Below are 21631 nucleotides of genomic sequence, written 5' to 3'. Positions count from 1 at the left end.
GACCGTCCTCTCGCCGTGACGGGTCTCGACGACGCGGCCGGGCTCGACGACGCGACGCTCGCGGCTCTGCGCGAGCGGTTGCTGCGATCGAAGGCCGAGCACGACACCGAGAGCGCGCGCCTCGAACGGTCGGTCGCCGACATCCGCGACGCCCGAAGCGACGGCACGGCCGACGACGAGCACGACCCCGACGGTCCGACCCTCTCGGCGGAGTGGTCGCACGCGACCGGTGTGCAGCGCGAGCAGCGGGAGAAGGGCGAGGCGATCGCCGACGCGCTCGAGAGAATGGATGCGGGCACCTACGGGTTGTGCGCCGTGTGCGGGGAGCCCATTCCGCTCGCGCGCCTCGAGGTGCGCCCGTTCGCGCGCACGTGCGTGGCGCACGCCGGCCGAGCGCGGGTCGGCTGAGCGCAGGCCGCGACGTGACTGCGGGAGTTCGCGCCTCCGAACGGCCACGACCTCCCGCGAGGGGAGCGGGTTCAACAGGGTCTCCTGCAAAACGGGCAGCGGGTTAGGCCACGAACTCCAGCAGTTCGGTGCCGAAGGTGCGCAGAACCCGGTGCACGGCGAGACGCGTCGCGAGCGACGTGTCGGCGAACTGCACCGTCGCGGCGTAGGCCACTTGCGTGCGTGGCCCGCTGAGCCACCCCGTCTCGCACCGCACCCCCGCGTCGATACCGACCGCGTTGACGATGCGGATGTCGTGCTCGGCGAAGCGGTGGCTCAGCGGATCCGCCCCGAAAGCGGCGCCCACGAGGGTCAGGTCGACACCCGACCGCAGCCACCGCACGACACGCCTGCTCGTGGCGCGGTCGACGGCGGTGCCTCGAGCGAGCGCGGTCATGAGCCACGTGAGCTCGGCGGCCGAACCCACGGTCGCGTGCGGGGCGTCGTCGGGCCCGCGCTCGTCGCGCACGAGGTCGAGCACGGCCGTGCGGGTGAGGCTGAGAGCATCCGCCCTCGCCCGCACCGCGTCGAGCCCCACGAGGTCGAGGAGCGCGTTGACCGCGAGGGCGTCGCGAGCGGATGCCGCGAGCATCGCGATATCGGCCACCGGGAGTGCCGGCGCCTGCATGTGCTGCCACAGTCCCGGTGCCGTGCGCCCGGCCGAACCCGGCTTGTCGACGATCGTGTGGCCCCACGTGTCGTCGGCGGTCATGCGGGCCGACACCTCGACGAGGAGCACGAGCACCCCGACGCCCGCGGTGGGGAGCACGACGCGCTCGTCGATCGCGAGCACATCGTCGCCCGTCGCCAGGTCGACGGCGTGAGCCGACACCGACGCGCCCTCGAGCGCGAGAGAACCGAACGCCGCGAAGCTGCGGTCGAATCGCGGCGGGGCGGGGTCGCGGTGGTGACCGGCGGCCTCCGCACTCATCCGCTCGCGCCGCTCGCGACCGCGGCTCACCAGATCGTCACCCGCTCCTCGGGTGCGAGCCACAGGGCGTCGCTCTCGGTCACGCCGAAGGCCTCGTAGAAGCCGTCGATGTTGCGCACGATCTGGTTGCAGCGGAACTCGTTGGGCGAGTGCGGGTCGATCGAGAGGAGTCGGATGACCTCCTCGTCGCGCGCTTTGAGCTGCCAGGCCTGGGCCCAGGAGAGGAAGAAGCGCTCCGCCCCCGTGAGTCCGTCGACGACGGGAGGCTCCGCCCCCTCGAGGCTCAGGAGGTAGGCCTTCCACGCGATGCCGAGCCCCCCGAGGTCGCCGATGTTCTCGCCGATGGTCAACGCGCCATTGACGGTGTGACCGGGCACTTGCGCCGGCGACAACGCGTCGTACTGCGCGATGAGCGAGCTCGTGAGCTTCTCGAACGACGCGCGGTCGGCCTCCGTCCACCAGTCGGTGAGGAGGCCGTCGCCGTCGTACTTCGAGCCCTGGTCGTCGAAGCCGTGACCGATCTCGTGCCCGATGACGGCGCCGATCGCACCGAAGTTGGCTGCGGCGTCCCTCGACTCGTCGAAGAACGGGAACTGGAGGATGGCGGCGGGGAAGACGATCTCGTTGAACCCGGGGTTGTAGTAGGCGTTGATCGTCTGCGGCGTCATGAACCACTCGTCGCGATCGAGCGGCTTGCCGATCTTGCCGAGCTCGCGCTGGAACTCGAACTCCCCCGTCGCCCGCACGTTGCCGAGCAGGTCGGCGGCGTCGATCTCGAGCGAGCTGTAGTCGCGCCAGGTCACCGGGTAGCCGATCTTCGGCGTGAACTTCTCGAGCTTGTCGAGGGCGCGGGCCCGGGTCTCCTCGGTCATCCACTCGAGGGTCGAGATGCTCTGGCGGTAGGCCTCGACGAGATGCTCGACGAGGACGTCCATGCTCTGCTTGGCCGTCTCGGAGAAGTGGCGCGCGACGTAGGTGCGGCCGACGGCCTCGCCGAGCGAGCCCTCGACGAGCGAGACGCCACGCTTCCAGCGCGCCCGCATCTCGGGGGTGCCCGTGAGGGTGCGGCCGTAGAAGTCGAAGTTCGCCTCGACGAAGGGGTCGGAGAGGTAGGCCGCGTTCGAGCGGATCACCTGCCACGAGAGCCAGTCCTTCCAGGCGTCGAGGGTGCCGGCACCGGCACCCTCGGGGGAATCAGCGGAGGCGAGCAGCTCGGCGGCTCCCGTCATGAAGCTCGGTTCGCGCACCACGACCTCGGCGAACGCGTCGGCGGGGGCATCGAGCGCGTCGAGCCACACGTCGAGGTCGGCGCCCGCGGCGAGCGCCGCGGCATCCGCCCACGTCATCGGGTTGTAGGTCGCCTGGCTGTCTCGCGTGCGCACGTTGTCCCAGTGCGCGGCGGCGAGCGCGGTCTCGAGGGCGACGACGCGCTCGGCACGGGCCGCGGCATCGTCGAGGCCCGCGAGACCGAACATCGTCTCGAGGAACGCGCGGTACTTCGTGCGCACCTCGGCGAACTTCTCCTCGCGGTAGTACGACTCGTCGGGCAGCCCGAGACCACCCTGCTCGACGAAGACGAGGTAGCGCTCGGGGTCGCCCGGGTCGTTGTCGACGAAGAGCTGGAAGAGCCCCGCGGTGCCCTTGCGCTCGAGCCTGCCGAGCGTCCGGAGGAACGACGTCACCGAGTCGACTTCGGCGACCTCGGCGAGCAACGGTTCGAGCGGCGAGGCGCCGAGCTTCTGGATGCGGTCGTGGTCCATGAAGCTCGCGTAGAGGTCGCCGAACTTGCGCTCCTCGGTGCCCGCCTCGGCGTCTTGAGCCTCGACGATGATGTCTTGCACGGCTTTCTCGGCGGCCTCGGCGAGCACGTAGAACGAGCCGTAGCGTGCCTTGTCCGACGGGATCTCGGTGCGGGAGATCCACTTGCCGTTGACGTGACGGAAGAGGTCGTCTTGCGGCCGCACCTCGGGGTCGAGCTCGTCGCGGTCGATACCTGAACTGAGGGGGGTGTCTGCGCTCATGACCGAAAGCCTATGCCCGGCCCGTGACACGATTCCTGGCCGTGCGGGGCCGTCGGGAGCCTCCCGCGCCTCGTCCGTCACCGCTGCGCAGTAGCGTGGTCGGATGCCGCGTCGCGCCCGCAATCCGCTCGACCGCGACATCCGCAGGCTCGCGCTCCCGGCCCTCGGCGCTCTCATCGCCGAACCACTGTTCCTCCTCACCGACACGGCTCTCGTCGGACGCCTCGGCGCCGTTCCGCTCGCCGGGCTCGGCATCGCGAGCGCCATCCTGCAGACCGTCGTCGGGCTGCTCGTGTTCCTCGCCTACGCGACGACGCCGGTGGTCGCTCGCCGGCTCGGCGCGGGCGATCGCCCGGGTGCGATCCGTGCGGGCATCGACGGGCTGTGGCTCGCGGCTCTCGTGGGTGTCGTGCTCGTCGCGGTCGGCCTGCCCACGGCCGCGCCTCTCGTTGACGCGTTCGGAGCGAGTGCCGAGGTCGCGACCGCGGCGACGACCTACTTGACCATCTCGGTGTGGGGGCTCCCGGCGATGCTCCTCGTGCTCGCCGCGACGGGGTTGCTGCGCGGCCTGCAGAACACGGTGACCCCGCTCGTGATCGCGGGGGCGGGTTTCGCGGCCAATGCCGTGCTCAACGCCGTGCTCATCTACGGTTTCGGGCTCGGCATCGCGGGCTCGGCGATCGGCACGATCATCGCGCAGTGGGGCATGGCCGCCGTCTACCTCGCGATCGCCGTGCGTGCCGCGCGATCGGTGGGTGTGGGCCTCGGGCCCGGACTCGGCGGCGTCACCTCGGCCGCGGCATCCGGGGGCTGGCTGCTCGTGCGCACCGCGAGCTTGCGCGCAGCCCTTCTCGCGACCGTCGTCGTCGGCACGGGCCTCGGCGTCACGTCGCTCGCGACGCTACAGATCGCCATGACCCTCTTCTCGACGCTCGCGTTCGCTCTCGACGCCCTCGCGATCGCCGGGCAGGCGATGATCGGGCACGGGCTCGGGGCGTCGGATGTCGCGCGCGTGAAAGCCGTGACGCGACGACTCGTGGTGCTCGGGCTGTGGTGGGGGGCCGGTCTCGGGCTCGCCGTCGCCGCCCTCGCCCCCCTCGCCGGTTTCGTGTTCACGACCGACCCCGGTGTGCTCGCGGCCCTCCCGCCCGTGATGCTCGTGATGGGGGTCGGTGTGCCGATCGCGGGCATCGTGTTCGTGCTCGACGGGGTGCTCATCGGCGCGGGTGACGCGAAGTACCTCGCGATCACGGGCGTCGCGAACCTCGCGGTCTACCTCCCCCTCCTCGCTCTCGCCGCGGCGACCGGCAGCATCACGGCCGTGTGGGCGGCGTTCGGCATCGGCTACATCGCGGCACGCGCCGTGACCCTCGGGTGGCGGGCACGCTCCGAGCGCTGGATCGTCGCGGGCGCGGGCTAGCGTTGACCCCGTGACGCTCCCCGCCCCGCCCCCCGCTCTCAGCTCCCGCGATGTGAGGGCATGGCGCAACTCGCTCTTCGTCGTCTTCGCGCTGTGCGGACTCGGTCTCGCGAGCTGGGCCGCGCGCATCCCCGCCGTGAGTTCGTCGCTCGACCTGTCGACCGCGGATGTGGGCGTGCTGCTGTTCGGGCTCGCGATCGGGTCGATCGTGGGGATCCTCGCATCCGGCCACCTCGTCGCCCTCTTCGGGGCGCGCGCCGTCATGAGGTGGACACTCCTCCTCGCTCCCCTCGGTCTCGCGATCGCGGCCGTCGGAGCCACGACCCTCACGAGCTTCGCTGTCACCTTCGCGGGGCTCGCGATCTACGGCGCCGGCATGGGCACGTGCGATGTCGCGATGAACGTGTCGGGCGCCGCCAACGAGCGGGTCATCGACCGCACGATGATGCCGATCTACCACGCCTTCTTCAGCTTCGGCACGATGGGCGGCGCCGCCCTCGCCGCTCTCGCCGAGCTACTCGCGATCCCGCTGACCGTGCACATCGGAGCCGTCGCCGTGCTCATGATCGTCGCGTCGATCATCGTCATCCCCGCGGTGCAGTCGGAGACGATCCTCCATGGCGCGGATGCCGCGACCGCGGCGGCCGCTGCCGAACAACCCGCCGTCGACTGGCGCGCGCGCCTCGCCATCTGGCGCGACCCCCGCACGATCTTCATCGGGCTCATCGTGCTCGGCATGGCGTTCGCCGAGGGCTCGGCCAACGACTGGCTCGCCTACGCGATGGTCGAGGGGCACGACACCGACGAGCCGACGGGCGCGTTCGTGTTCTGGGTGTTCGTCACCGCGATGACGGCGGGCCGATTGCTCGGCGTGCGCGTGCTCGACAGATTCGGCCGCGTGCCGGTGCTGCGCGTGTCTGCGGTGCTCGCCGCGATCGGCCTCCTCGTGCTCATCTTCTCGCCGATCACGTGGGTCGCGATCGTCGGTGTCGTGCTGTGGGGCCTCGGCGCCTCACTCGGTTTTCCGGTCGGGATGTCGGCGGCCGCCGACGACGCGCGCACCGCCGCCGCGCGCGTGAGTGCCGTCGCGACGATCGGATACATCGCGTTCCTCGTCGGTCCGCCCGTCATCGGGCTCATCGGCGAGCAGGTCGGCATCCTCGGGGCGCTCCTGCTCGTTCTCGTGCTCGTCGCCGTCGCGGGGGTCGTGTCGGGGGCCGCGCGCGAACCCCGCGCGCCGGTGACCCTTCGGCCGTGACCTCGGGCCGAGCGGCGTCAACTACCCTCGAGGGGTGCGTCTTGTCATAGCCCGGTGTTCCGTCGACTACGCGGGTCGCTTGAGCGCTCATCTGCCTCTCGCCACCCGCCTGCTCCTGCTCAAAGCCGACGGCAGCGTGCTCGTGCACAGCGACTCCCTGAGCTACAAGCCGCTCAACTGGATGAGCCCGCCGTGCTCACTCGCGATCGTCGAGCCCGACGAGGCACAGACCGAAGCCGGGGTCGTCGAAACCTGGCGCGTGACCCAGGCGAAGACCGCAGACATCCTCGTCATCTCCATTCACGAGGTTCTGCACGACTCGTCGCACGAGCTCGGCATCGACCCGGGGCTGCAGAAAGACGGCGTCGAGGCCCACCTGCAGAAGCTCCTCGCCGACAACATCGACATCCTCGGCGACGACTATCGCCTCGTGCGCCGCGAATACATGACCGCGATCGGCCCCGTCGACATCCTCGCGACGGATGCCACGGGCGCCTCGGTCGCGGTCGAGATCAAACGACGCGGCGACATCGACGGTGTCGAACAGCTCACGCGCTACCTCGAGCTCATGAATCGCGACCCTCTGCTCGCGCCGGTGACCGGGGTCTTCGCCGCGCAGGAGATCAAACCGCAGGCGCGCACCCTCGCAACCGACCGGGGCATCCGCTGCGTGACCCTCGACTACGACGCGATGCGCGGACTCGACGACAGCCACTCCCGCCTGTTCTGACGCCGGCGCCCTGCGAAATCGGGGCGATCCGGCCCGCCAGTGAGACACCGGTCGACGCTTCGGTGAACAGCAAGCGAACTTGCCGCACTTGCCTGAAACGCAAGTGATTTTGCGAATAGCGTCCGAGCGTGTTCATCAAACAGATCGTCGAAGCGAAAGCTCACGAGCTCACGCCGACCGACCGGCGGCTGCTCGACGTGCTCTTCGTGCACCCCGCCGAAGCGGCGTTCTGGCGCGCGCAAGACCTCACCCACCCGCTCGGCCTGCACGAAGCGTCGGCCACCCGCCTCGCTCAGCGACTCGGTTTCGCCGGCTATCCGGCCTTCCGGGAGGCCCTGCGCCAGGACTACCTCGACAACGAGGGTCCGTCGCAGCGCGTGAAGGGCCGACTCGACCGCACTGACGACGGCGACCTCGTCTCACGATTCGTCGACGACGAGACCGCGGCTCTCGCGAGCCTCCCGACCCACCTCGACCAGGCCGCCCTCGATTCGACGGCCGAACGCATCCTGCTCGCCCGAACGGTCTACCTGTTCGGGCAGGGCAACGCGAGCATCCTCGTCGACCTCCTCGCTCGCCGACTGCAGCGATTCGGGGTCGACGTCGTCTCGCTCGTGGGGTCGAACCGCGACCTCGCCGAGGGTGCTCTCACTCTCGCGAGCGACGACCTCGTGCTCGCCTTCGCCTTCCGGCGCTCCCCGCAGCCGCTCGTTCCGCTCTTGACCCTCGCTGCGGATGTCGGCGCGCCGACCGTGCTCGTGACCGACACCCTCCTCGGCATCCTCCCCGCACCCACGACCGTGCTCGCGGCACCTCGCGGACCGGCGGGCGAGTTCCTCTCGCTCATCGTGCCCATGACGATCGTCAACGCCCTCGTTCTCACGATCGCGCGGAGCGCCCCCGAGTCATCCCTCCGCTCGCTCGATCGGCTCGCCCACCTCTTCGACCACTTCGACGTGTAGTCACCTCCGCCCACTCGACCCTCCCTACCCCGCCAGACCCTCCGACCAGAGAAGGATCCGCCATGCCCCGATCAACCGCTCGACTCGCGCCCCTCGCGCTCGTTCCCCTCGTCCTCGTCCTCGCCGCGTGCGGCGGGGGCACTCCGACCGCGGCCGGCCCCGCCGCGGCAGACACCTCCGCCCTCGACGAGATGAGCATCGAGGAGCTGACAGAACTCGCCGAGGAGGAGGGCGAGGTCGTCGTCTACTCGTTCACGAGCCGCATCGCCTCGGTCGAGGGCGCGTTCGAGGAGCAGTACCCCGGCATCGACCTCGTCGCCACAGACCTCAGCGCGACGGAGCAGATCTCGAGGCTCACCGCCGAGAGCCAAGCGGGCAGCTCCACGGCCGACGTCGCCTACATCTCCGACGCCCCCGTCGTGTTCACCGAACTCGTCGAGTCGGGCATCCTCACCCCCTACGTGCCCGAGCGAGTGCGTGAGTCACTCCCCGAGGAGTACACGACGCCCCTCGTGGCGAACCGTCTCTCGACCAAGGTGCTCATGTACAACGAGGAGGCGAACCCCGACGGCCCGCCCGTCACGAACCTGTGGGAGCTCACCGAGCCCGAGTGGCAGGGCCGCGTCATCATGGTCGACCCGACCGTGCGCGGCGACTACCTCGACCTCATGACCGAGATGTCGCTTCGCGCCGACGAGATGGCCGACGCGCACGAGTCGCTCTTCGGCACCGAGATCGAGCTCGATGCGGGTATCGCCGACGCCGGCCAGCAGTGGATCGCCGACCTCTATGCCAACGACGTGATCCTCGTCGACGACACCGACACCGTGAACGCGTCGATCGGCGCGACCGGACAGACAGACCCGCCCGTGGGCTTCACGTCGTACTCCGACCGTCGAGACAACGACGACGAGGGCTGGGCCCTGCAGGTCGCGACCGACGTCGAGCCCGCACCCGGAATCGTCTTCCCCGCTCTTCTCGGCATCACGGCCGAGGCCGAGAACCCCGCCGCCGCCCGCCTCTTCATCGACTTCCTCATGGGAGACGACAGCCCGACGGGAGGCACCGCATACGAGCCGTTCTATGTGGGAGGCGACTATCCGACGCGCACCGACATGGAGGCGCCGTCCGACGCCGTGAGCCTCGACGAACTCGGCGGCTGGATCATCGAGCCCGAGCGCACCGCTGCCGCTCGCGACGCGATCTCCGACCTCCTCCTCACGATCGAATAGTCGATGAGACTGCCTCGCCCGCTCGCGTGGGTACGCCAACCCACCGCTCTGCTCGCCGTCGCAGTCTTCGGCATCCTCGCGGTGCTCGTGATCAGTCCGCTCAGCGGACTGGTCGCGAGCACCCTCGCGCCGGGGGCGTCGTCGACGTGGCCCGAAGTCGTCGCGAGCCCCCTCTCCCGCAACCTGCTCTGGACCCCGCTCGGCAACTCCGTGCTCGTCGGGCTCGGCACCGCCGTGTTCTCGAGCGTCGTCGGGGGCCTCCTCGCCTGGATCGTCGTGCTCACCGACGTTCCGGGGCGCCGCACCATCGGCGCCCTCGCGACCATCCCGTTCGCGCTCCCCAGTTTCGCGATTGCCCTCTCGTGGGAGACCGTCTTCCGTAACGACCGCCTCGGCGGCACGAGCGGACTGCTCACCTCGTTCGGCATCGCCGTGCCCGACGCGCTCTCGTGGGGCACGCTGCCGATCATCCTCACCCTCGGGGCGCACTACTACTCGCTCTCGTTCGTGCTCATCGCGGCATCCCTCGCCTCCGTCGGCGGCGACCTCATCGCGGCGGCGGAGATGACGGGGGCATCCCGGTCGCGCATCGCCTTGCGCATCGCGCTCCCCGTCGTGGCTCCCGCGATCATCTCGGGAGCCCTCCTCGCCTTCGCCGAGGGGGTCAGCAACTTCGCGGTGCCCGCGCTGCTCGGCCTGCCCGTGCGATTCCAGACCCTGAGCACGCGCCTCTACGGAGCGATCGCCACGGGCGACACCGTGCGGGGCTACGTGCTCTCGATCGTGCTCGTCGCGGTCGCCGCCCTCGTGCTGTGGGCGGGCACCTCGGTCACCCGCAAGCGATCGTTCGAGACCATCACCGGCAAGAGTTCCCGCGGGCGCCGATTCGACTCCGGACCGTGGAAATGGCCGCTCTTCGCGATCGCGTCGGCGATCGTCGGCGCGACGACGATCGTGCCCGCGATCGTGCTCGTCGTGAGCACTTTCACGCGGCGAACCAACTCCTTCGCGGGAGGCCTCACGACCCACTTCTGGGTGGGCGAATCCGACCCCTCGATCGCGCAGGGCCAGAGCGGTGTTCTCGCCAACCCCGTGGTGGTGGATGCCACGATCTCGACGATCGCGCTCGGCGCGGGCGTCGCGGTGTGCGCGATCCTCGTCGGCCTCGCGGCGAGCTACGTGACGACGCGATTGCGGGGAGCCCCCGTCATCACGGGAACGATCGGCTTCTTGAGCTTCGTGCCCTTCCTCATCCCGGGCATCGCCCTCGGGGCCGCGTTCATCGCGCAGTTCGGCGCACCGATCGGACCGTTCCCGTCGCTCTACGGCACGCTCGGCATCCTGCTCGTCGCCGGAACCGCCGCGAGCCTCCCGTTCGCCTACCAGACCTCGCGCGTAGCCCTCGGGCAGATCTCGGCCGACCTCGAGGAGGCGGCCGTGATGACCGGCGCGACCATGCTGCAGCGAGCGAGGAGGGTGCTGCTCCCGCTCGCTGCTCCCGGCATCGTCGGGGGCGCCATCCTCGTGTTCGTCACGATGGTGCGCGACCTCTCCCTCGTCGTGTTGCTCGCGACCCCCGCGACGCCGCTGCTCTCGGTGCTGACCTACCGCTACGCCTCCGACGGCTTCACCCAGTTCGCGAACGCGATCACGGTCATCATCGCCGTGATCTCGGTGCTCGCGACCCTTCTCGCCCGGCGACTGCAAGGCGCCTCCCAACCCTGGATGGAACGATGACCGACACGACCCTGACCCTCGCCGGTATCGGCAAGACCTTCGGCGATGCGACCGCCGTGAGCGACGTCGACCTCGACATCCCCGCGGGCTCTTTCGTCGTTCTGCTCGGGCCCTCGGGGTGCGGAAAGACGACGACCCTGCGCATGCTCGCGGGGCTCGAGAACCCGACCACGGGAAGCATCCGTTTCGGCGAGCGCACCGTCGCCGACGGTGACGCGGGCACGTTCATGCCCCCGGGCCGCCGCGGAGCCGGTCTCGTCTTTCAGAGTTACGCGCTGTGGCCCCACATGAGCGTGCGCGCCAACGTGGAGTGGCCCCTGCAGGTCGCGAAGTGGTCGAAAGCCGACCGTGCCGCGAGGGTCGACGAGGTGCTCGCCCTGCTCGAGATCTCCGACCTCGCCGACCGGTCGCCGTCGTCGATCAGCGGGGGCCAGCAGCAGCGCGTCGCGATCGCGCGCACGATCGCGCCTCGCCCACCCGTTCTGCTCTTCGACGAGCCCCTCTCCAACCTCGACGCGCGCCTGCGGGTCGAGATGCGCGCGGAGCTCGTGAGGGTGCACCGGGCCACCGGCGCCACGAGCGTCTACGTCACCCACGACCAGATCGAGGCTCTCGCGATGGCCACGCACGTCGCGGTCATGAACAACGGGAGGGTCGAGCAGTTCGACACTCCCGAGGCTCTCGTCGAGCACCCGCGCACGGCGTTCGTCGCCTCGTTCGTCGGCACCCCGCCCGCCGTGCTGCTCGAGTGCACGGTGCGCGCAGGTTCGCTCGACCGCGACGGGTTCGTCGTCGGCCCGGCCCCGGCCTCCGCGGCCGAGGGGTCTCCGGTCACGGCGATGTATCGTCCCGACTCGATCCGCGTGGCTGCACCCGGCGCATCCGGCATCCCGTTCGAGGTCGTCGAGTCGACGCCTCTCGCCGGACGCCACCTCGTCTCCGGGGTCTCAGGGCGCCAGACGCTCGCGATCGTTCTCGAGGAGCGGATGACTGCGGGCGAGCGCGTGACTCTCGAACTCCCCTCGGCTCCGGTCGCCCTCTTCGACGGGTCGGGCGCGCGCGTCGAGCGGGTGGGAGCGTGACACGGCTCATCCTCGTGCGTCACGGATCCACCGAGTGGACGGACGAGGGCCGCTTGCAGGGGTCGATCGACATCGACCTCTCGCCCTCGGGCTTCGCCGAGACCCGCGCGCTGGCGCCCGCCGTCGAGGCCCTCTCTCCCGGAACGGTCGTCTGCTCCCCTCAGGCACGCGCGGTCACGACGGCGGCGACCCTCGGTTTCCACTCCCCCGACGTCGACCCCCGGTGGGCCGAAGCGGGTCTCGGTGACTGGGAGGGCTGCCTGCCCGGCGACCTCGGCGACGACTACGTGCAGTGGCGCCGCGGGCGCACCTTTCCTCCCGGAGGGGAGGAGCGTGACTCCGTGCACACGCGCGTGCTCTCCGCCCTCGAGGCCCTCTCGCGTGCCCGACAGCCGGTTCTCGTCGTGACGCACGGCGGCGTCATCCGCAGCGTGCTCGACCTCGTGGTCGGGCTCGACACGGGGTCGCTCGTCGCCGTGTCGCCCGCGAGCGTGACGGTCGTCGACCTGGACTCCCCGAGGTCCGGCCGGCTCGCTCTCTACAACTGGACGCCGCACATCGCATTGCCCATAAGCTCGACGCGATGACTTCTCCATACTCGTGCGTGCTCTTCGACCTCGACGGCACCATCACCGATTCGGCGCCCGGCATCACCTCGAGCCTCGCGTGGATGTTCGAGCAGCTCGCGCTTCCGGTGCCCTCGCCTGCCGACCTGCTGCGCTACGTCGGCCCGCCGATGCTCGACTCGTTCCGCGATTTCGCGGGGTTCGACGAACAGCAGTCGCGCCACGCCCTCTCGGTCTACCGCACGCACTACGTCGCGACGGGTCTCTACGACAGCCGCGTGTACGACGGCATGCCCGCGGTGCTCGAAGCCGTGGCGTCGAGCCCACTCCCGGTGTCGCTCGCGACGTCGAAACCCGAGAGTGCGGCGACGCTCATCCTCGACCACTTCGCCCTGGCGCATCACTTCGACTTCCTCACCGGGGCGTCGGACGACGAGGTGCGCAGCGCGAAGAAAGACGTCGTCGCCGAGGCCCTCGCGCGACTGTCAGCCTCCGGTGCGGATGTCTCCAACCCGATCATGGTCGGAGACCGCGAGCACGACGTCAACGGTGCCGCCGCGCACGGGGTTCCGACGCTCTTCGTGTCGTGGGGCTACGGATCCCCCGCCGAAGCCGCGGGCTCGGTCGGCGTCGTCGACACCCCCGACGAGCTGCGCGCCGCGATCCTCGGGGGCTAACGGGCCAGACGGCTAGCGGGCCAGTCGCTCGACGATCGCGCCGAACGCTCTCGGCACGGCGGCTGAGACGGGCACGATCGCCCCGCGCGCGGGCGACGTCGCGAGCGCGACGAGTCCGCTCGTGAGCACGCGGAAGTCGCGTGTCGCCTCACGCCACGCCCTCTCGTAATGGCCCGGCCTGCCCTCGGCGATGCTCGCGATCGCGGCTCGCCCCTGAGCGAGCCCGATGCGGATGCCTTCACCCGTGATGGCGTCGACATAACCGGATGCGTCGCCCACGAGCATCACGCGACCCCACGAGCGTCTCGTGGTGCGCTGCTGGAACGGCCCGGCGCCGCGCAGGGTCGAAGCGGGTTGCGCGTCGGCGATGCGGTCGGCGACCTCCGGAACACTCGCAACGGCGGCGGCGAAGTCGGTGCCGGCGGGCCCGAGCACGGCGATGCCCACGAGGTCGTCGGCGACGGGGGTCACGTAGACCTCGACGTCTCGCGTGAAGTGCACCTCGATGAGGTCGCTCCACGGGGCGACGGCGAAGTGGCGGCGGAATCCGAACCGGCGAGTGTCGGTCGGTTGCCGAGACGGGCTCGGCACCTCCACCCCGATGAGGCTGCGGATCGTCGAATGGAGTCCGTCGGCCCCGAGAAGGTATCGGCCACGCACCCCGCCCGCCGAGACCCCCGCGCGGTCCTGCTCGAGCGAATCGACGCGAGCGGTGACGCGGTGCACGCCCAGACGCTCTGCTCGCTCGGCGAGCGCCGCACTCAAGACCGTGCGCCGCACGCCGAGACCGCCCGGCCCACGGAACCTGTGGTCGACCCGGGCACGAGGGGAGCGGTAGCCGACGCCGCGCAAAGGGTGTCCCGACGGCACGACACCGAGCCGCGCGAGGGCGGGAACCGCGCCGGGCATGATCCCCTCGCCGCACGCCTTGTCGATGGCATCCGCGCGCGGTTCGACGACGGCGACCGTGAGCCCGCCGAGGCGCGCTTCGATCGCGGCCGCGAGCCCGACCGGCCCACCGCCGACGACGATCACGTCGACGTCGACATCCGCGTTCCGGCTCATGTCGGGGTGGACCCCGAAGACGCCCTGTCGAGGGCGGCGAGGGCGCGGTTCTCGGTGGGGATGCGGAAGCCGAGGAGCAGAATCGCGTTGAGCACGGTGAAGACGATCGCCGTGATCCACGCCGAGTGCACGAGGGGGAGGGCGATGCCCTCGACCGCCACGATGATGTAGTTCGGATGCCGCATCCACGAGAAGCGGTAGGGCCCGCGGGTCACGCGACCGAGCCCGGGCACGACGATGACGCGCGTGTTCCACTGCGGGCCGAGGGCCGTGATCACCCAGTAGCGCCCCACCTGGCAGAGCAGGGCGATGACGAGCATGGGCCAGCCGAGCCCGGGGATGAACGGCCGGTCGAGCAGCACGACCTCGGCGATGCACGCGAGGAGGAGGCCCGTGTGCAGCACGACCATCGACGGAAAGTGCCCGCGGCCGTGCTCGACACCACCGCGCTCGAACGCCCACGCCGCGTTGCGCTTCGAGATCACGAGTTCGACGATGCGTTCGACACCCGTGGCGAGAACGAGGGCGATGTAGGCGATCATGCGGGCCACTCCAGAAGAACGAGTTCGGCCGAGATCCCCGGGCCGAGGGCGAAGAGCACGGTGCGATCACCGGGCGACGGGTCGAGCTCGTCGATGCTATCGGCGAGGATGTGCAGCACCGACGCCGACGACAGGTTGCCCACCCTCGCGAGCGACCGCCAACTGATGGCGAGCTCGTCGTCGGTGAGGTCGAGGGCGCTCGCGAACGTCTCGAGCACGCGCGGGCCGCCCGGGTGCGCGATCCACCCGGCCACCTCGTCGACGGTGCTGCCGTTGTCGGCGAGAAAGGCGCGCACGTCGTGGCCGAAATGCTCCTCCACGACCTCGCTCACGCGGGGAGTCAGGATGATGCGAAACCCTGTCTCGCTCGCATTGAACCCGATGACCTCCTCGGTGTCGGGATAGATGCGGCTGCGCGTGTCGACGACTTCGGGGCCGGCCGCAGACATCCGCTCGGCGCGGTCCGAGCCGACCATGACGACGGATGCCGCGCCGTCGCCGAACAGCCCCGTGGCCACGAGGTTGGCGGTCGACTCGTCGTCGCGCTGGAACGTGAGCGAGCACAGCTCGACCGAGACGAGAACACCGACGTCGTCGGGGTGGCCGACGAGGTAGTCGGCGACACGAGCGATGCCTGCCGCCCCCGCGACGCACCCGAGGCCGTACATCGGCACGCGTTTCACGTCGGAGCGCAATCCGAGCCGCGCGACGAGAAGCGCGTCGATCGACGGCGCCGAGATGCCCGTGACCGAGGTGAACATGACGTAGTCGACGTCGGCCGGTTCGAGCCCCGCGGTCGCGAGAGCCTCTCGCAGCGACCGCTCGGCGAGATCGGCGGCGATCTTGATGAACATGTCGTTCGACTGGGTGAACGTCTGCGGGTCGAGATAGCGCTCGAGCGGCATGACCAGGTGCCGCGTGTCGACCCGACTGGACTGGTGCAAGCGGTCGAGCACGGCGCGCTTCGAGCGGTCTCGAGTGACGATCGACCCGATCGTCTCGGTGATCTCCGCCTGCGGGTACACGTGCTCGGGGAGTGCCGTTGCAACCGCCGCGATTCGAGCCATTCGAGACGGTAACACGCGGTTCCGAGCGCTTCGGCACCACCCCTCGGCCCTGGGTAGAGCTGCCCATTGAGCGGGCCGCCACACTGGTCCACACTGGTGGCTGCGCCGCGAGGTCATCGCCGGCCCACACACTCACAATCGGGGGAACCATGAGCGACTTCCAGATCGCCTTCATCGGCGTCGGCATCATCATCATCATCATCACCTTGAACGTGCTCAAGCGAGTGGCGCGCAGAAAGACGCGGGAGTACGGCGTGGCCCGCAAGGCCAGCGTGACCCCCGATCTGATCAAGGAGTTCAGCACCTCGGTCATCCTCGACGCCGATGCCGATCGCGTGACCGCCCTCATCGAAGGCATCCCCAAGAAGCGCACGATCAAGACACTGCGCCCGGGGGTGTGGGGCATCAACTTCGCCGCCAAAGACGACGTGGTCATCGAGGTGCGCCCCACCGGAACGTCGTGCGAGGTCGTCGTGACCTCGGTGACGCAGTACATGGGCCTCCCGCAGGGGCTTCCCGAGTGGCAGCGCTTCGTCGCACAAATCGAGGAGGCGGCGAAGGCCGAGGGCCTCACGGTGCAGCGCGGGTCACGCCCGTTGACGTTCGACCCCGCCGACCCGAACACGTTCGACAACTCGAAGTGGCTGCTCGCCCCGGTGTCGCCCGCCTAGTAGCCACCGACGTCACCCCGTGCCTGAGCGCACGGGGTGTTGTCATGTCGGGCGTCGCCGGTCGCGCCTCGCGCGACGAGCCGATCGGCCACGGGCCGCGGTAGCTCGCTTCGGGCGAGCTCGGGGGTGAAGAGCACGGCGCGATCCGCCGTGTCGAGGTCGGGAAAGTACCCGACGAGTTCGCGGTCACTCGACTGCGCCGCCCATCGCACCACGCGATAGAAGAGTTCGTTTCTGGGCCCCAATCGGAGAGCCCGCACGACGGCGGCCGGTTCGCGAGCTGAGTCGCGCATGATGATCCACTCGTCGCCACCGAGGTAGATGGGTGGCCAGGGTGGCCGCCACTCCCGTACGTGCATTCGCGCTCCTGATGCATCCGGAGCAGCCGGCCCTGCTGTGCCGATCATAAATCCTCGGTCGGACACTTGACACGGTCGACTCTGGTCAATAGGTTCATTAGTGAAGTAACCAACCAACGAGGTGACATGTTCAACGACGAGAGTCCGATCTTCCAGCAGCTCGCTGCGCGGATCGCCGACGACATCGTCGCCGGCACCTACGCCGAAGAGGCGGCGGTGCCGTCGACCAACGAATTCGCGGTCTTCTATCGCATCAACCCGGCGACCGCAGGAAAAGGAGTCAACGTGCTCGTGGAACAACAGGTTCTCTATAAGAAACGCGGGGTCGGGATGTTCGTCGCGACCGGCGCTCGAGAGCGGCTCAGGCAACTGCGCCGCACCGAATTCCGCACCCAGTTCGTCGCGCCGCTCGTGCGCGAAGCGAGCGTTCTCGGCATCACGCCGAGCGAAGTCGCCGACATGATCACCCGCGAGGCCGCGACCCCCGTGGCCGCGACATCCGAACCCACGACCCCGGAGGAGGCGCGCTCATGACGAACGCCATCGACATCCGGAGCATCTCCCGACGCTTCGGTCGCACCACCGCTCTCGACGACGTGAGTTTCACCGTTCCCCAGGGCTCCATCTGCGGGCTCCTCGGGCGCAACGGTGCCGGCAAGACCACGATCATGTCGATCATCGCGGGGCAGGACCGCCCCACCTCCGGCTCGGTCGAGGTGCTCGGTCACGCTCCGTTCGAACACGGACCGACCCTCGAGAACATCAGCTACGTGCGCGACAACCAGCGCTATCCCGACGACTACCGCTTGCGCCACGTGCTGCGCATCGCCCCGCACTTCGCGCCCCACTGGAGTGACGAGGTCGCCGGCTCGCTGCTCGACACCTTGCGCATCCCCGAGAAGACGGCGATCAAGAAGTTCTCCCGAGGGCAGCTCTCGGCCGTCGCGATCGTGCTCGGTCTCGCGTCGAGGGCGCCCGTCACGCTTCTCGACGAGCCCTACCTGGGCCTGGATGTGACGGCCCGCGGCATCTTCTACGACGCCCTCCTCCGCGACCTCGACGAGCACCCGCGCACCGTACTGCTCTCGACCCACCTCATCGAGGAGTCGGAGAACCTCCTCGATCGCGTCGTCATCATCGATCGCGGAAAGGTCGTGGTCGAGAGCGCCTACGACGAGTCGCACCGTTTGGCCGTGCAGGTGAGCGGGGTGACCGAGGCGGTCGAGAGGTTCGCCGCGACCCGCACCGTCCTGCGCACGCAGCGCGTCGGGGGCCTCGCCTCCGTCACCGTCGCCGGAGCCCTCGACGCCGTGATGCGCGACGACGCCGACCACCTCGGCGTGCAGCTCGCGCCCGCATCCCTCTCCGAGATCGTCGCCGCCTACGGCGCGAACGACGCCGCGCCCACCGAGTCACGAACAGGAGTCAGCGCATGAGCACCGTCGCATCCACCACCCGCTTGCACCTCAACAAGCGCGAGATCACCTTCGCGGTGCCCCTCTACATCACCGCCATCGTGGCTGTGGTGTCGGTGCTCATCGCCCTCATGTTCTGGCGGGCGGGGAGCATTCCCGGCACCGGCGAGTGGATCGAGGGCTCGCGCAACAACCCCGGCATCGCCAACGCCCTCGCGGGCTTCATCGGCTACCTCGGAGTGCAGTCGGTCGCCACGACCTTCCCCTTCGCCCTCGGCATGGGGTCGACCCGCAAGGCGTTCGTCACGGGTCAGCTGCTCTGGACCGTCATCGTGTCGGCCTACCTCACGGTGATCTTCGCCGCCCTGCTGCTCATCGAGCTCGCCACCGGGCACTGGTTCTCCGACTTCTACATCTTCGACGTCAACGTGCTCGGCGCCGGAGACCTGTCGAAGCTCATCCCGATCGTGTTCCTCGGATCGCTCGCGCTCCTCACGGCGGGCGGAGCGTTCGGCGCCGTGTGGGTGCGCTACGGACCGCGAGGGCCGGTCGTGCTCGGCGCCGCGGTGGCCATCGCCGTGATCGCCGCACTCATCGTCGTGATCCCGTCGGCCGAGCAGATCTTCGCCTCGTTCGAACTGTGGTGGCTCGCAATCGCGGCGCTCGGCGTCGCTGCGGCGGCATCCGTCGGCACGTGGCTCTTCCTGCGATCGGCGATCGTGCGCTGATCGCCGCTACGGCACACCGAGGCGTCGTCCCCACCCGGGGGCGGCGCCTCACGGCGATGCTGGCTGGCCGCCGATGCGCCGGGGCCGGGGCCGGAACCGGCTGAGCGGCGCCCTGCCGACGCCTACGATTGTCCGGTGCCGACCGCCTTCCGACGCTCACCCGCCGTGCGGATCGGCCTCTCTATCGCGGTCGCGACCGGTCTCTACGGCGTCTCGTTCGGAGCCCTCTCCGTCGCCTCGGGGCTCGACCTCTGGCAGACCGTCGCGCTCAGCGCCCTGCTCTTCTCCGGCGGGTCGCAATTCGCGTTCATCGGGGTGATCGCGGGGGGAGGGAGCCCCATCGCCGCGACAGGGGCGGCCGCTCTTCTCGGCATCCGCAACGCCGTCTACGGCATGCAACTCAATATGCTCGTGCATCCGCGCGGCTGGCGACGGTTCGTCGCGGCCCACGTGACGATCGACGAATCGCTCGCGACGAGCACCGGCCAGACCGACCCCGTCGAGCAGCGCCGCGGGTTCTGGGTGGCCGGTCTCGGCGTCTTCGCCCTGTGGAACGTGTTCACGATCGTCGGCGCGCTCGCGGGCGAAGCGATCGGCGACCCGAAGCAGTGGGGGCTCGACGGTGCCGCCGTCGCCGCCTTCCTCGCGCTCCTGTGGCCGAGGCTGCAATCGCGGGATGCCGCGGCGATCGCCGTCGTGTGCTCGGTCGTGACCGTCGTCGCGATCCCTCTCGTGCCCCCGGGGATCCCGATCCTCGTCGCGGCGGTGGTCGCGGGCATCCTCAGTTGGCGGGCCCGCCCGGGCGCCGGGACCCCCGCACCTCGAACCGCGGAGGAGACGTCGTGACCCTGTGGGTGTGGATCATCGTCGCGTGCGTCGCGGCCTACCTGACCAAACTGCTCGGCTACCTCGTGCCGCGCACGTGGCTCACGAACCGTCGGGTGGCCCGCGTCGCCGCCGCGCTCACGATCGGGTTGCTCGCCTCACTCACCGTCGCCAACACCGTCGCGACGGGCCAAGCGCTCGCCTTCGATGCGCGCCTCGGCGCCCTCGCGGCGGCCGCCGTCGCGCTGTGGCTCAAGGCACCGTTTCTCGTCGTGGTCATCGTCGGCGCTGCAGCGGCGGCGGCCCTGCGACTGCTCGGCGTTCCCTGACGGCTGCGGCTTGAGCTCGCCCCTCGCCGCGCCCCGTTCGCGCTATTGCACCGCCGCCGTGAGTCGCGCGACCGTGTCGAGCACTTGCACGGCCGCCGGCCGCGTCATCCACCGGTCGAGGGTCAATTCGCGCGACTTCGCGCGGTAGTCCTCCTCGACCTCCCGCAGGGCGTCGACGACCGACCGGCCGTGCACCATGAGCGACACCTCGAAGTTGAGGCTGAAGGAGCGCATGTCCATGTTGCTCGAGCCGATCACGGCCACGCTGTCGTCGACGGTGAAGTGCTTCGAGTGCAACACGGTCGGTTTCTCATAGAGGAAGATGCGCACGCCGGCCCGGAGGAGCGTCTCGTAGTACGACCTCTGCGCGTGGTAGACGACGAACTGGTCGGCGACCTCGCACGCGAAGAGCTGCACATCGACACCACGCTCGGCCGCCGTGGTGATCGCGTAGAGCATCGAGTCATCGGGAACGAAGTAGGGGCTCGCGATCACGAGCCGCTCCTGGGCGCTGTAGACGAGCGCGTTGAAGAGACGCAGATTGTTCTCACCCTCGAACCCCGGTCCGCTCGGAACCACCTGGCACTCGACGGCGTCGGCACCCGCGATCGGGGTCACCCGGCGGCCGTCACCATCGGTGTCGGTGTCGGTGCCGTTCGTCGGCAGCTCGTCGGTTTCGCTGTACCAGTCGGTCGCGAAGAGGGCATCGAGGCCGAGCGCGGCCGGTCCGTCGAGGCGCACCATGAGGTCTTTCCACCGCAGACCGCGACGGATGTTGCCCCACTTGTTGTACGTCGCATCCACCATGTTCTGCGAGCCCGTGAACGCGACGCTGCCGTCGACGACCACGATCTTGCGGTGGTTGCGCAGGTCGGGCCGCCGCCACATGCCCCGGAACGGGTGGAACGGCAGCATCTCGGCGAAAGGAACCTTCTGCTCGCGCAACCACCGACGGGTGGCCCGGCCGAGCGGGTTGCGCATCGTCGCCCAGTGGTCGTAGAGAACCCGCACCGTGACGCCGCGCGCCATCGCCCGCGTGAGTGCGTCGAAGAAGTCCGCGGTCGTGTCGTCGCGCACGAAGATGTAGAACTCGACGTGCACGTAGCTCTCGGCGTCGTCGATCGCCCGGGTCATCGTGGCGATCGACTCCTCGTAGTCGGGCAGCAACCGCACCGTGTTGCCTTCGACGAGCGGCATCGACCCGAGCTCGTGGTTGAGGTGCACGACAGACCCGAACCAGGGCGGGTCGTCGGATGTCTCGCGCGGCGCGACGAGCTCGGCGCTCGCTTTCTGGATGCGCCCGCTGATCTCCCGCTGCTTCGCCCGCCGGTCCCGGGGGAGCTTCGACGTGCCGAGCACCGCGTAGACGAGGCTCCCCGGAATCGGCGCGACGAAGATCGCGAGCAACCACGCCATCGCCGCGCTCGGCGCCCGATTGCGGGGCACCGTGACCACAGCGCCGACCCTGATGAGGATGTCCACCACGAGCACGACTGTCGGGAGGACCTTCGCGATGCGGCGCCAGTTCATGGTCCGATCATGTCAGGCGTCCCGCCCGCCCCGTAGC

The 21631-nt window shown here is 69.8% G+C and carries 23 protein-coding genes; 16 read left to right on the top strand and 7 right to left on the bottom strand.

Annotated features, from left to right (window positions below; all coding sequences use genetic code 11):
- Positions 1-15 precede the first annotated feature (15 nt).
- Positions 16-408 carry a TraR/DksA family transcriptional regulator gene (locus tag ACLHG5_RS11550; protein WP_411318927.1) on the top strand — a complete coding sequence of 131 codons (393 nt, stop codon included), beginning with the start codon at positions 16-18 and terminating at the stop codon, positions 406-408.
- Positions 409-511: 103 nt separating this feature from the next.
- On the opposite strand, the gene ACLHG5_RS11545 is transcribed toward ACLHG5_RS11550, so the two are convergent.
- Both ACLHG5_RS11545 and ACLHG5_RS11540 read right to left on the bottom strand, forming a co-directional pair.
- Positions 512-1441 (bottom strand): serine hydrolase, encoded by a 930-nt coding sequence (locus ACLHG5_RS11545; protein ID WP_411318926.1) that lies wholly within the window; start codon positions 1439-1441, stop codon positions 512-514.
- Positions 1405-3399, bottom strand: a complete 1995-nt coding sequence (locus ACLHG5_RS11540) for a M13 family metallopeptidase (RefSeq protein ID WP_411318925.1) — start codon at positions 3397-3399, stop codon at positions 1405-1407. The genes ACLHG5_RS11545 and ACLHG5_RS11540 overlap by 37 nt, the downstream gene beginning before the upstream one ends.
- 103 nt (positions 3400-3502) lie before the next feature.
- On the opposite strand from ACLHG5_RS11540, the gene ACLHG5_RS11535 reads away from it, so the two are divergent.
- From ACLHG5_RS11535 to ACLHG5_RS11495, 9 genes are all read left to right on the top strand, one after another.
- The gene (locus tag ACLHG5_RS11535; protein WP_411318924.1) at positions 3503-4819 is read left to right on the top strand and encodes an MATE family efflux transporter; all 1317 of its coding nucleotides are present in this window, start codon (positions 3503-3505) and stop codon (positions 4817-4819) included.
- A 10-nt stretch (positions 4820-4829) separates the two neighbouring features.
- The gene (locus ACLHG5_RS11530; RefSeq protein ID WP_411318923.1) at positions 4830-6077 is read left to right on the top strand and encodes an MFS transporter; all 1248 of its coding nucleotides are present in this window, start codon (positions 4830-4832) and stop codon (positions 6075-6077) included.
- Positions 6078-6111: 34 nt separating this feature from the next.
- Entirely contained in the window at positions 6112-6807 is a 696-nt protein-coding gene (gene nucS, locus ACLHG5_RS11525; protein ID WP_411316599.1) for an endonuclease NucS, read from the top strand.
- Positions 6808-6935: 128 nt separating this feature from the next.
- Positions 6936-7769 (top strand): MurR/RpiR family transcriptional regulator, encoded by an 834-nt coding sequence (locus tag ACLHG5_RS11520; RefSeq protein ID WP_411316601.1) that lies wholly within the window; start codon positions 6936-6938, stop codon positions 7767-7769.
- A gap of 62 nt (positions 7770-7831) precedes the next feature.
- Entirely contained in the window at positions 7832-9001 is a 1170-nt protein-coding gene (locus ACLHG5_RS11515) for an ABC transporter substrate-binding protein (protein WP_411316602.1), read from the top strand.
- Between the two features lie 3 nt (positions 9002-9004).
- On the top strand, positions 9005-10738 hold the full coding sequence (locus ACLHG5_RS11510; protein WP_411316603.1) for an ABC transporter permease: 1734 nt from the start codon (positions 9005-9007) through the stop codon (positions 10736-10738).
- Positions 10735-11820, top strand: a complete 1086-nt coding sequence (locus ACLHG5_RS11505) for an ABC transporter ATP-binding protein (RefSeq protein WP_411318922.1) — start codon at positions 10735-10737, stop codon at positions 11818-11820. The genes ACLHG5_RS11510 and ACLHG5_RS11505 overlap by 4 nt, the downstream gene beginning before the upstream one ends.
- Positions 11817-12407, top strand: coding sequence for a histidine phosphatase family protein (locus tag ACLHG5_RS11500; RefSeq protein WP_411316606.1), 591 nt, complete (start codon positions 11817-11819; stop codon positions 12405-12407). Before ACLHG5_RS11505 ends, ACLHG5_RS11500 begins: the two co-directional genes overlap by 4 nt.
- Complete coding sequence (locus tag ACLHG5_RS11495) at positions 12404-13063, top strand: HAD hydrolase-like protein (protein WP_411316607.1); 660 nt, start codon at positions 12404-12406, stop codon at positions 13061-13063. Before ACLHG5_RS11500 ends, ACLHG5_RS11495 begins: the two co-directional genes overlap by 4 nt.
- Before the next feature lie 12 nt (positions 13064-13075).
- On the opposite strand, the gene ACLHG5_RS11490 is transcribed toward ACLHG5_RS11495, so the two are convergent.
- Genes ACLHG5_RS11490 through ACLHG5_RS11480 form a run of 3 tightly spaced genes read right to left on the bottom strand, consistent with a single transcriptional unit; the run spans position 13076 to position 15854 of the window.
- The gene (locus ACLHG5_RS11490) at positions 13076-14128 is read right to left on the bottom strand and encodes an NAD(P)/FAD-dependent oxidoreductase (RefSeq protein ID WP_411318921.1); all 1053 of its coding nucleotides are present in this window, start codon (positions 14126-14128) and stop codon (positions 13076-13078) included.
- Positions 14125-14670, bottom strand: a complete 546-nt coding sequence (locus ACLHG5_RS11485) for an isoprenylcysteine carboxyl methyltransferase family protein (protein WP_411318920.1) — start codon at positions 14668-14670, stop codon at positions 14125-14127. The genes ACLHG5_RS11490 and ACLHG5_RS11485 overlap by 4 nt, the downstream gene beginning before the upstream one ends.
- Positions 14667-15854, bottom strand: coding sequence for a type III polyketide synthase (locus ACLHG5_RS11480; RefSeq protein WP_411318919.1), 1188 nt, complete (start codon positions 15852-15854; stop codon positions 14667-14669). The genes ACLHG5_RS11485 and ACLHG5_RS11480 overlap by 4 nt, the downstream gene beginning before the upstream one ends.
- Before the next feature lie 32 nt (positions 15855-15886).
- On the opposite strand from ACLHG5_RS11480, the gene ACLHG5_RS11475 reads away from it, so the two are divergent.
- On the top strand, positions 15887-16408 hold the full coding sequence (locus ACLHG5_RS11475) for a hypothetical protein (RefSeq protein ID WP_411316611.1): 522 nt from the start codon (positions 15887-15889) through the stop codon (positions 16406-16408).
- On the opposite strand, the gene ACLHG5_RS11470 is transcribed toward ACLHG5_RS11475, so the two are convergent.
- A complete protein-coding gene (locus tag ACLHG5_RS11470; protein ID WP_411318918.1) occupies positions 16405-16767 on the bottom strand; it encodes a hypothetical protein in 363 nt (120 codons plus the stop codon). The two genes, ACLHG5_RS11475 and ACLHG5_RS11470, sit on opposite strands and share 4 nt — an antisense overlap.
- 126 nt (positions 16768-16893) lie before the next feature.
- On the opposite strand from ACLHG5_RS11470, the gene ACLHG5_RS11465 reads away from it, so the two are divergent.
- The 5 genes from ACLHG5_RS11465 to ACLHG5_RS11445 all read left to right on the top strand — a co-directional run bounded on the left by ACLHG5_RS11465 (position 16894) and on the right by ACLHG5_RS11445 (position 20064).
- The gene (locus tag ACLHG5_RS11465; RefSeq protein ID WP_411316613.1) at positions 16894-17301 is read left to right on the top strand and encodes a GntR family transcriptional regulator; all 408 of its coding nucleotides are present in this window, start codon (positions 16894-16896) and stop codon (positions 17299-17301) included.
- Positions 17298-18203, top strand: a complete 906-nt coding sequence (locus tag ACLHG5_RS11460) for an ABC transporter ATP-binding protein (protein WP_411318917.1) — start codon at positions 17298-17300, stop codon at positions 18201-18203. Before ACLHG5_RS11465 ends, ACLHG5_RS11460 begins: the two co-directional genes overlap by 4 nt.
- The gene (locus ACLHG5_RS11455) at positions 18200-18910 is read left to right on the top strand and encodes a hypothetical protein (protein WP_411318916.1); all 711 of its coding nucleotides are present in this window, start codon (positions 18200-18202) and stop codon (positions 18908-18910) included. Before ACLHG5_RS11460 ends, ACLHG5_RS11455 begins: the two co-directional genes overlap by 4 nt.
- 135 nt (positions 18911-19045) lie before the next feature.
- A complete protein-coding gene (locus ACLHG5_RS11450) occupies positions 19046-19756 on the top strand; it encodes an AzlC family ABC transporter permease (protein ID WP_411318915.1) in 711 nt (236 codons plus the stop codon).
- Positions 19753-20064, top strand: coding sequence for an AzlD domain-containing protein (locus ACLHG5_RS11445; RefSeq protein WP_411318914.1), 312 nt, complete (start codon positions 19753-19755; stop codon positions 20062-20064). Before ACLHG5_RS11450 ends, ACLHG5_RS11445 begins: the two co-directional genes overlap by 4 nt.
- A gap of 42 nt (positions 20065-20106) precedes the next feature.
- Here the strand turns inward: ACLHG5_RS11445 and cls are convergent, their stop codons facing one another.
- Entirely contained in the window at positions 20107-21594 is a 1488-nt protein-coding gene (gene cls, locus ACLHG5_RS11440; protein ID WP_411316618.1) for a cardiolipin synthase, read from the bottom strand.
- Positions 21595-21631: the final 37 nt, after the last annotated feature.

The sequence above is a fragment of the Marisediminicola sp. LYQ85 genome, from assembly GCF_046600695.1.
Classification (GTDB): domain Bacteria; phylum Actinomycetota; class Actinomycetes; order Actinomycetales; family Microbacteriaceae; genus Marisediminicola.
The sequence above is the reverse complement of the archived record's forward strand: the minus strand, read 5'-3'. Positions and strand labels throughout refer to the sequence as shown.

What these genes read in the sequence shown, in the direction of transcription:
- ACLHG5_RS11460 (WP_411318917.1), top strand. Translation starts at nt 17,298, where the DNA reads ATGACGAACGCCATCGACATCCGGAGCATCTCCCGACGCTTCGGTCGC.
- ACLHG5_RS11480 (WP_411318919.1), bottom strand. Translation starts at nt 15,854, where the DNA reads ATGACCTCGCGGCGCAGCCACCAGTGTGGACCAGTGTGGCGGCCCGCT.
- ACLHG5_RS11540 (WP_411318925.1), bottom strand. Translation starts at nt 3,399, where the DNA reads ATGAGCGCAGACACCCCCCTCAGTTCAGGTATCGACCGCGACGAGCTC.
- ACLHG5_RS11510 (WP_411316603.1), top strand. Translation starts at nt 9,005, where the DNA reads ATGAGACTGCCTCGCCCGCTCGCGTGGGTACGCCAACCCACCGCTCTG.
- ACLHG5_RS11490 (WP_411318921.1), bottom strand. Translation starts at nt 14,128, where the DNA reads ATGAGCCGGAACGCGGATGTCGACGTCGACGTGATCGTCGTCGGCGGT.
- ACLHG5_RS11515 (WP_411316602.1), top strand. Translation starts at nt 7,832, where the DNA reads ATGCCCCGATCAACCGCTCGACTCGCGCCCCTCGCGCTCGTTCCCCTC.
- ACLHG5_RS11505 (WP_411318922.1), top strand. Translation starts at nt 10,735, where the DNA reads ATGACCGACACGACCCTGACCCTCGCCGGTATCGGCAAGACCTTCGGC.
- cls (WP_411316618.1), bottom strand. Translation starts at nt 21,594, where the DNA reads ATGAACTGGCGCCGCATCGCGAAGGTCCTCCCGACAGTCGTGCTCGTG.
- ACLHG5_RS11475 (WP_411316611.1), top strand. Translation starts at nt 15,887, where the DNA reads ATGAGCGACTTCCAGATCGCCTTCATCGGCGTCGGCATCATCATCATC.
- ACLHG5_RS11465 (WP_411316613.1), top strand. Translation starts at nt 16,894, where the DNA reads ATGTTCAACGACGAGAGTCCGATCTTCCAGCAGCTCGCTGCGCGGATC.
- ACLHG5_RS11455 (WP_411318916.1), top strand. Translation starts at nt 18,200, where the DNA reads ATGAGCACCGTCGCATCCACCACCCGCTTGCACCTCAACAAGCGCGAG.
- ACLHG5_RS11495 (WP_411316607.1), top strand. Translation starts at nt 12,404, where the DNA reads ATGACTTCTCCATACTCGTGCGTGCTCTTCGACCTCGACGGCACCATC.
- ACLHG5_RS11535 (WP_411318924.1), top strand. Translation starts at nt 3,503, where the DNA reads ATGCCGCGTCGCGCCCGCAATCCGCTCGACCGCGACATCCGCAGGCTC.
- ACLHG5_RS11470 (WP_411318918.1), bottom strand. Translation starts at nt 16,767, where the DNA reads ATGCACGTACGGGAGTGGCGGCCACCCTGGCCACCCATCTACCTCGGT.
- ACLHG5_RS11485 (WP_411318920.1), bottom strand. Translation starts at nt 14,670, where the DNA reads ATGATCGCCTACATCGCCCTCGTTCTCGCCACGGGTGTCGAACGCATC.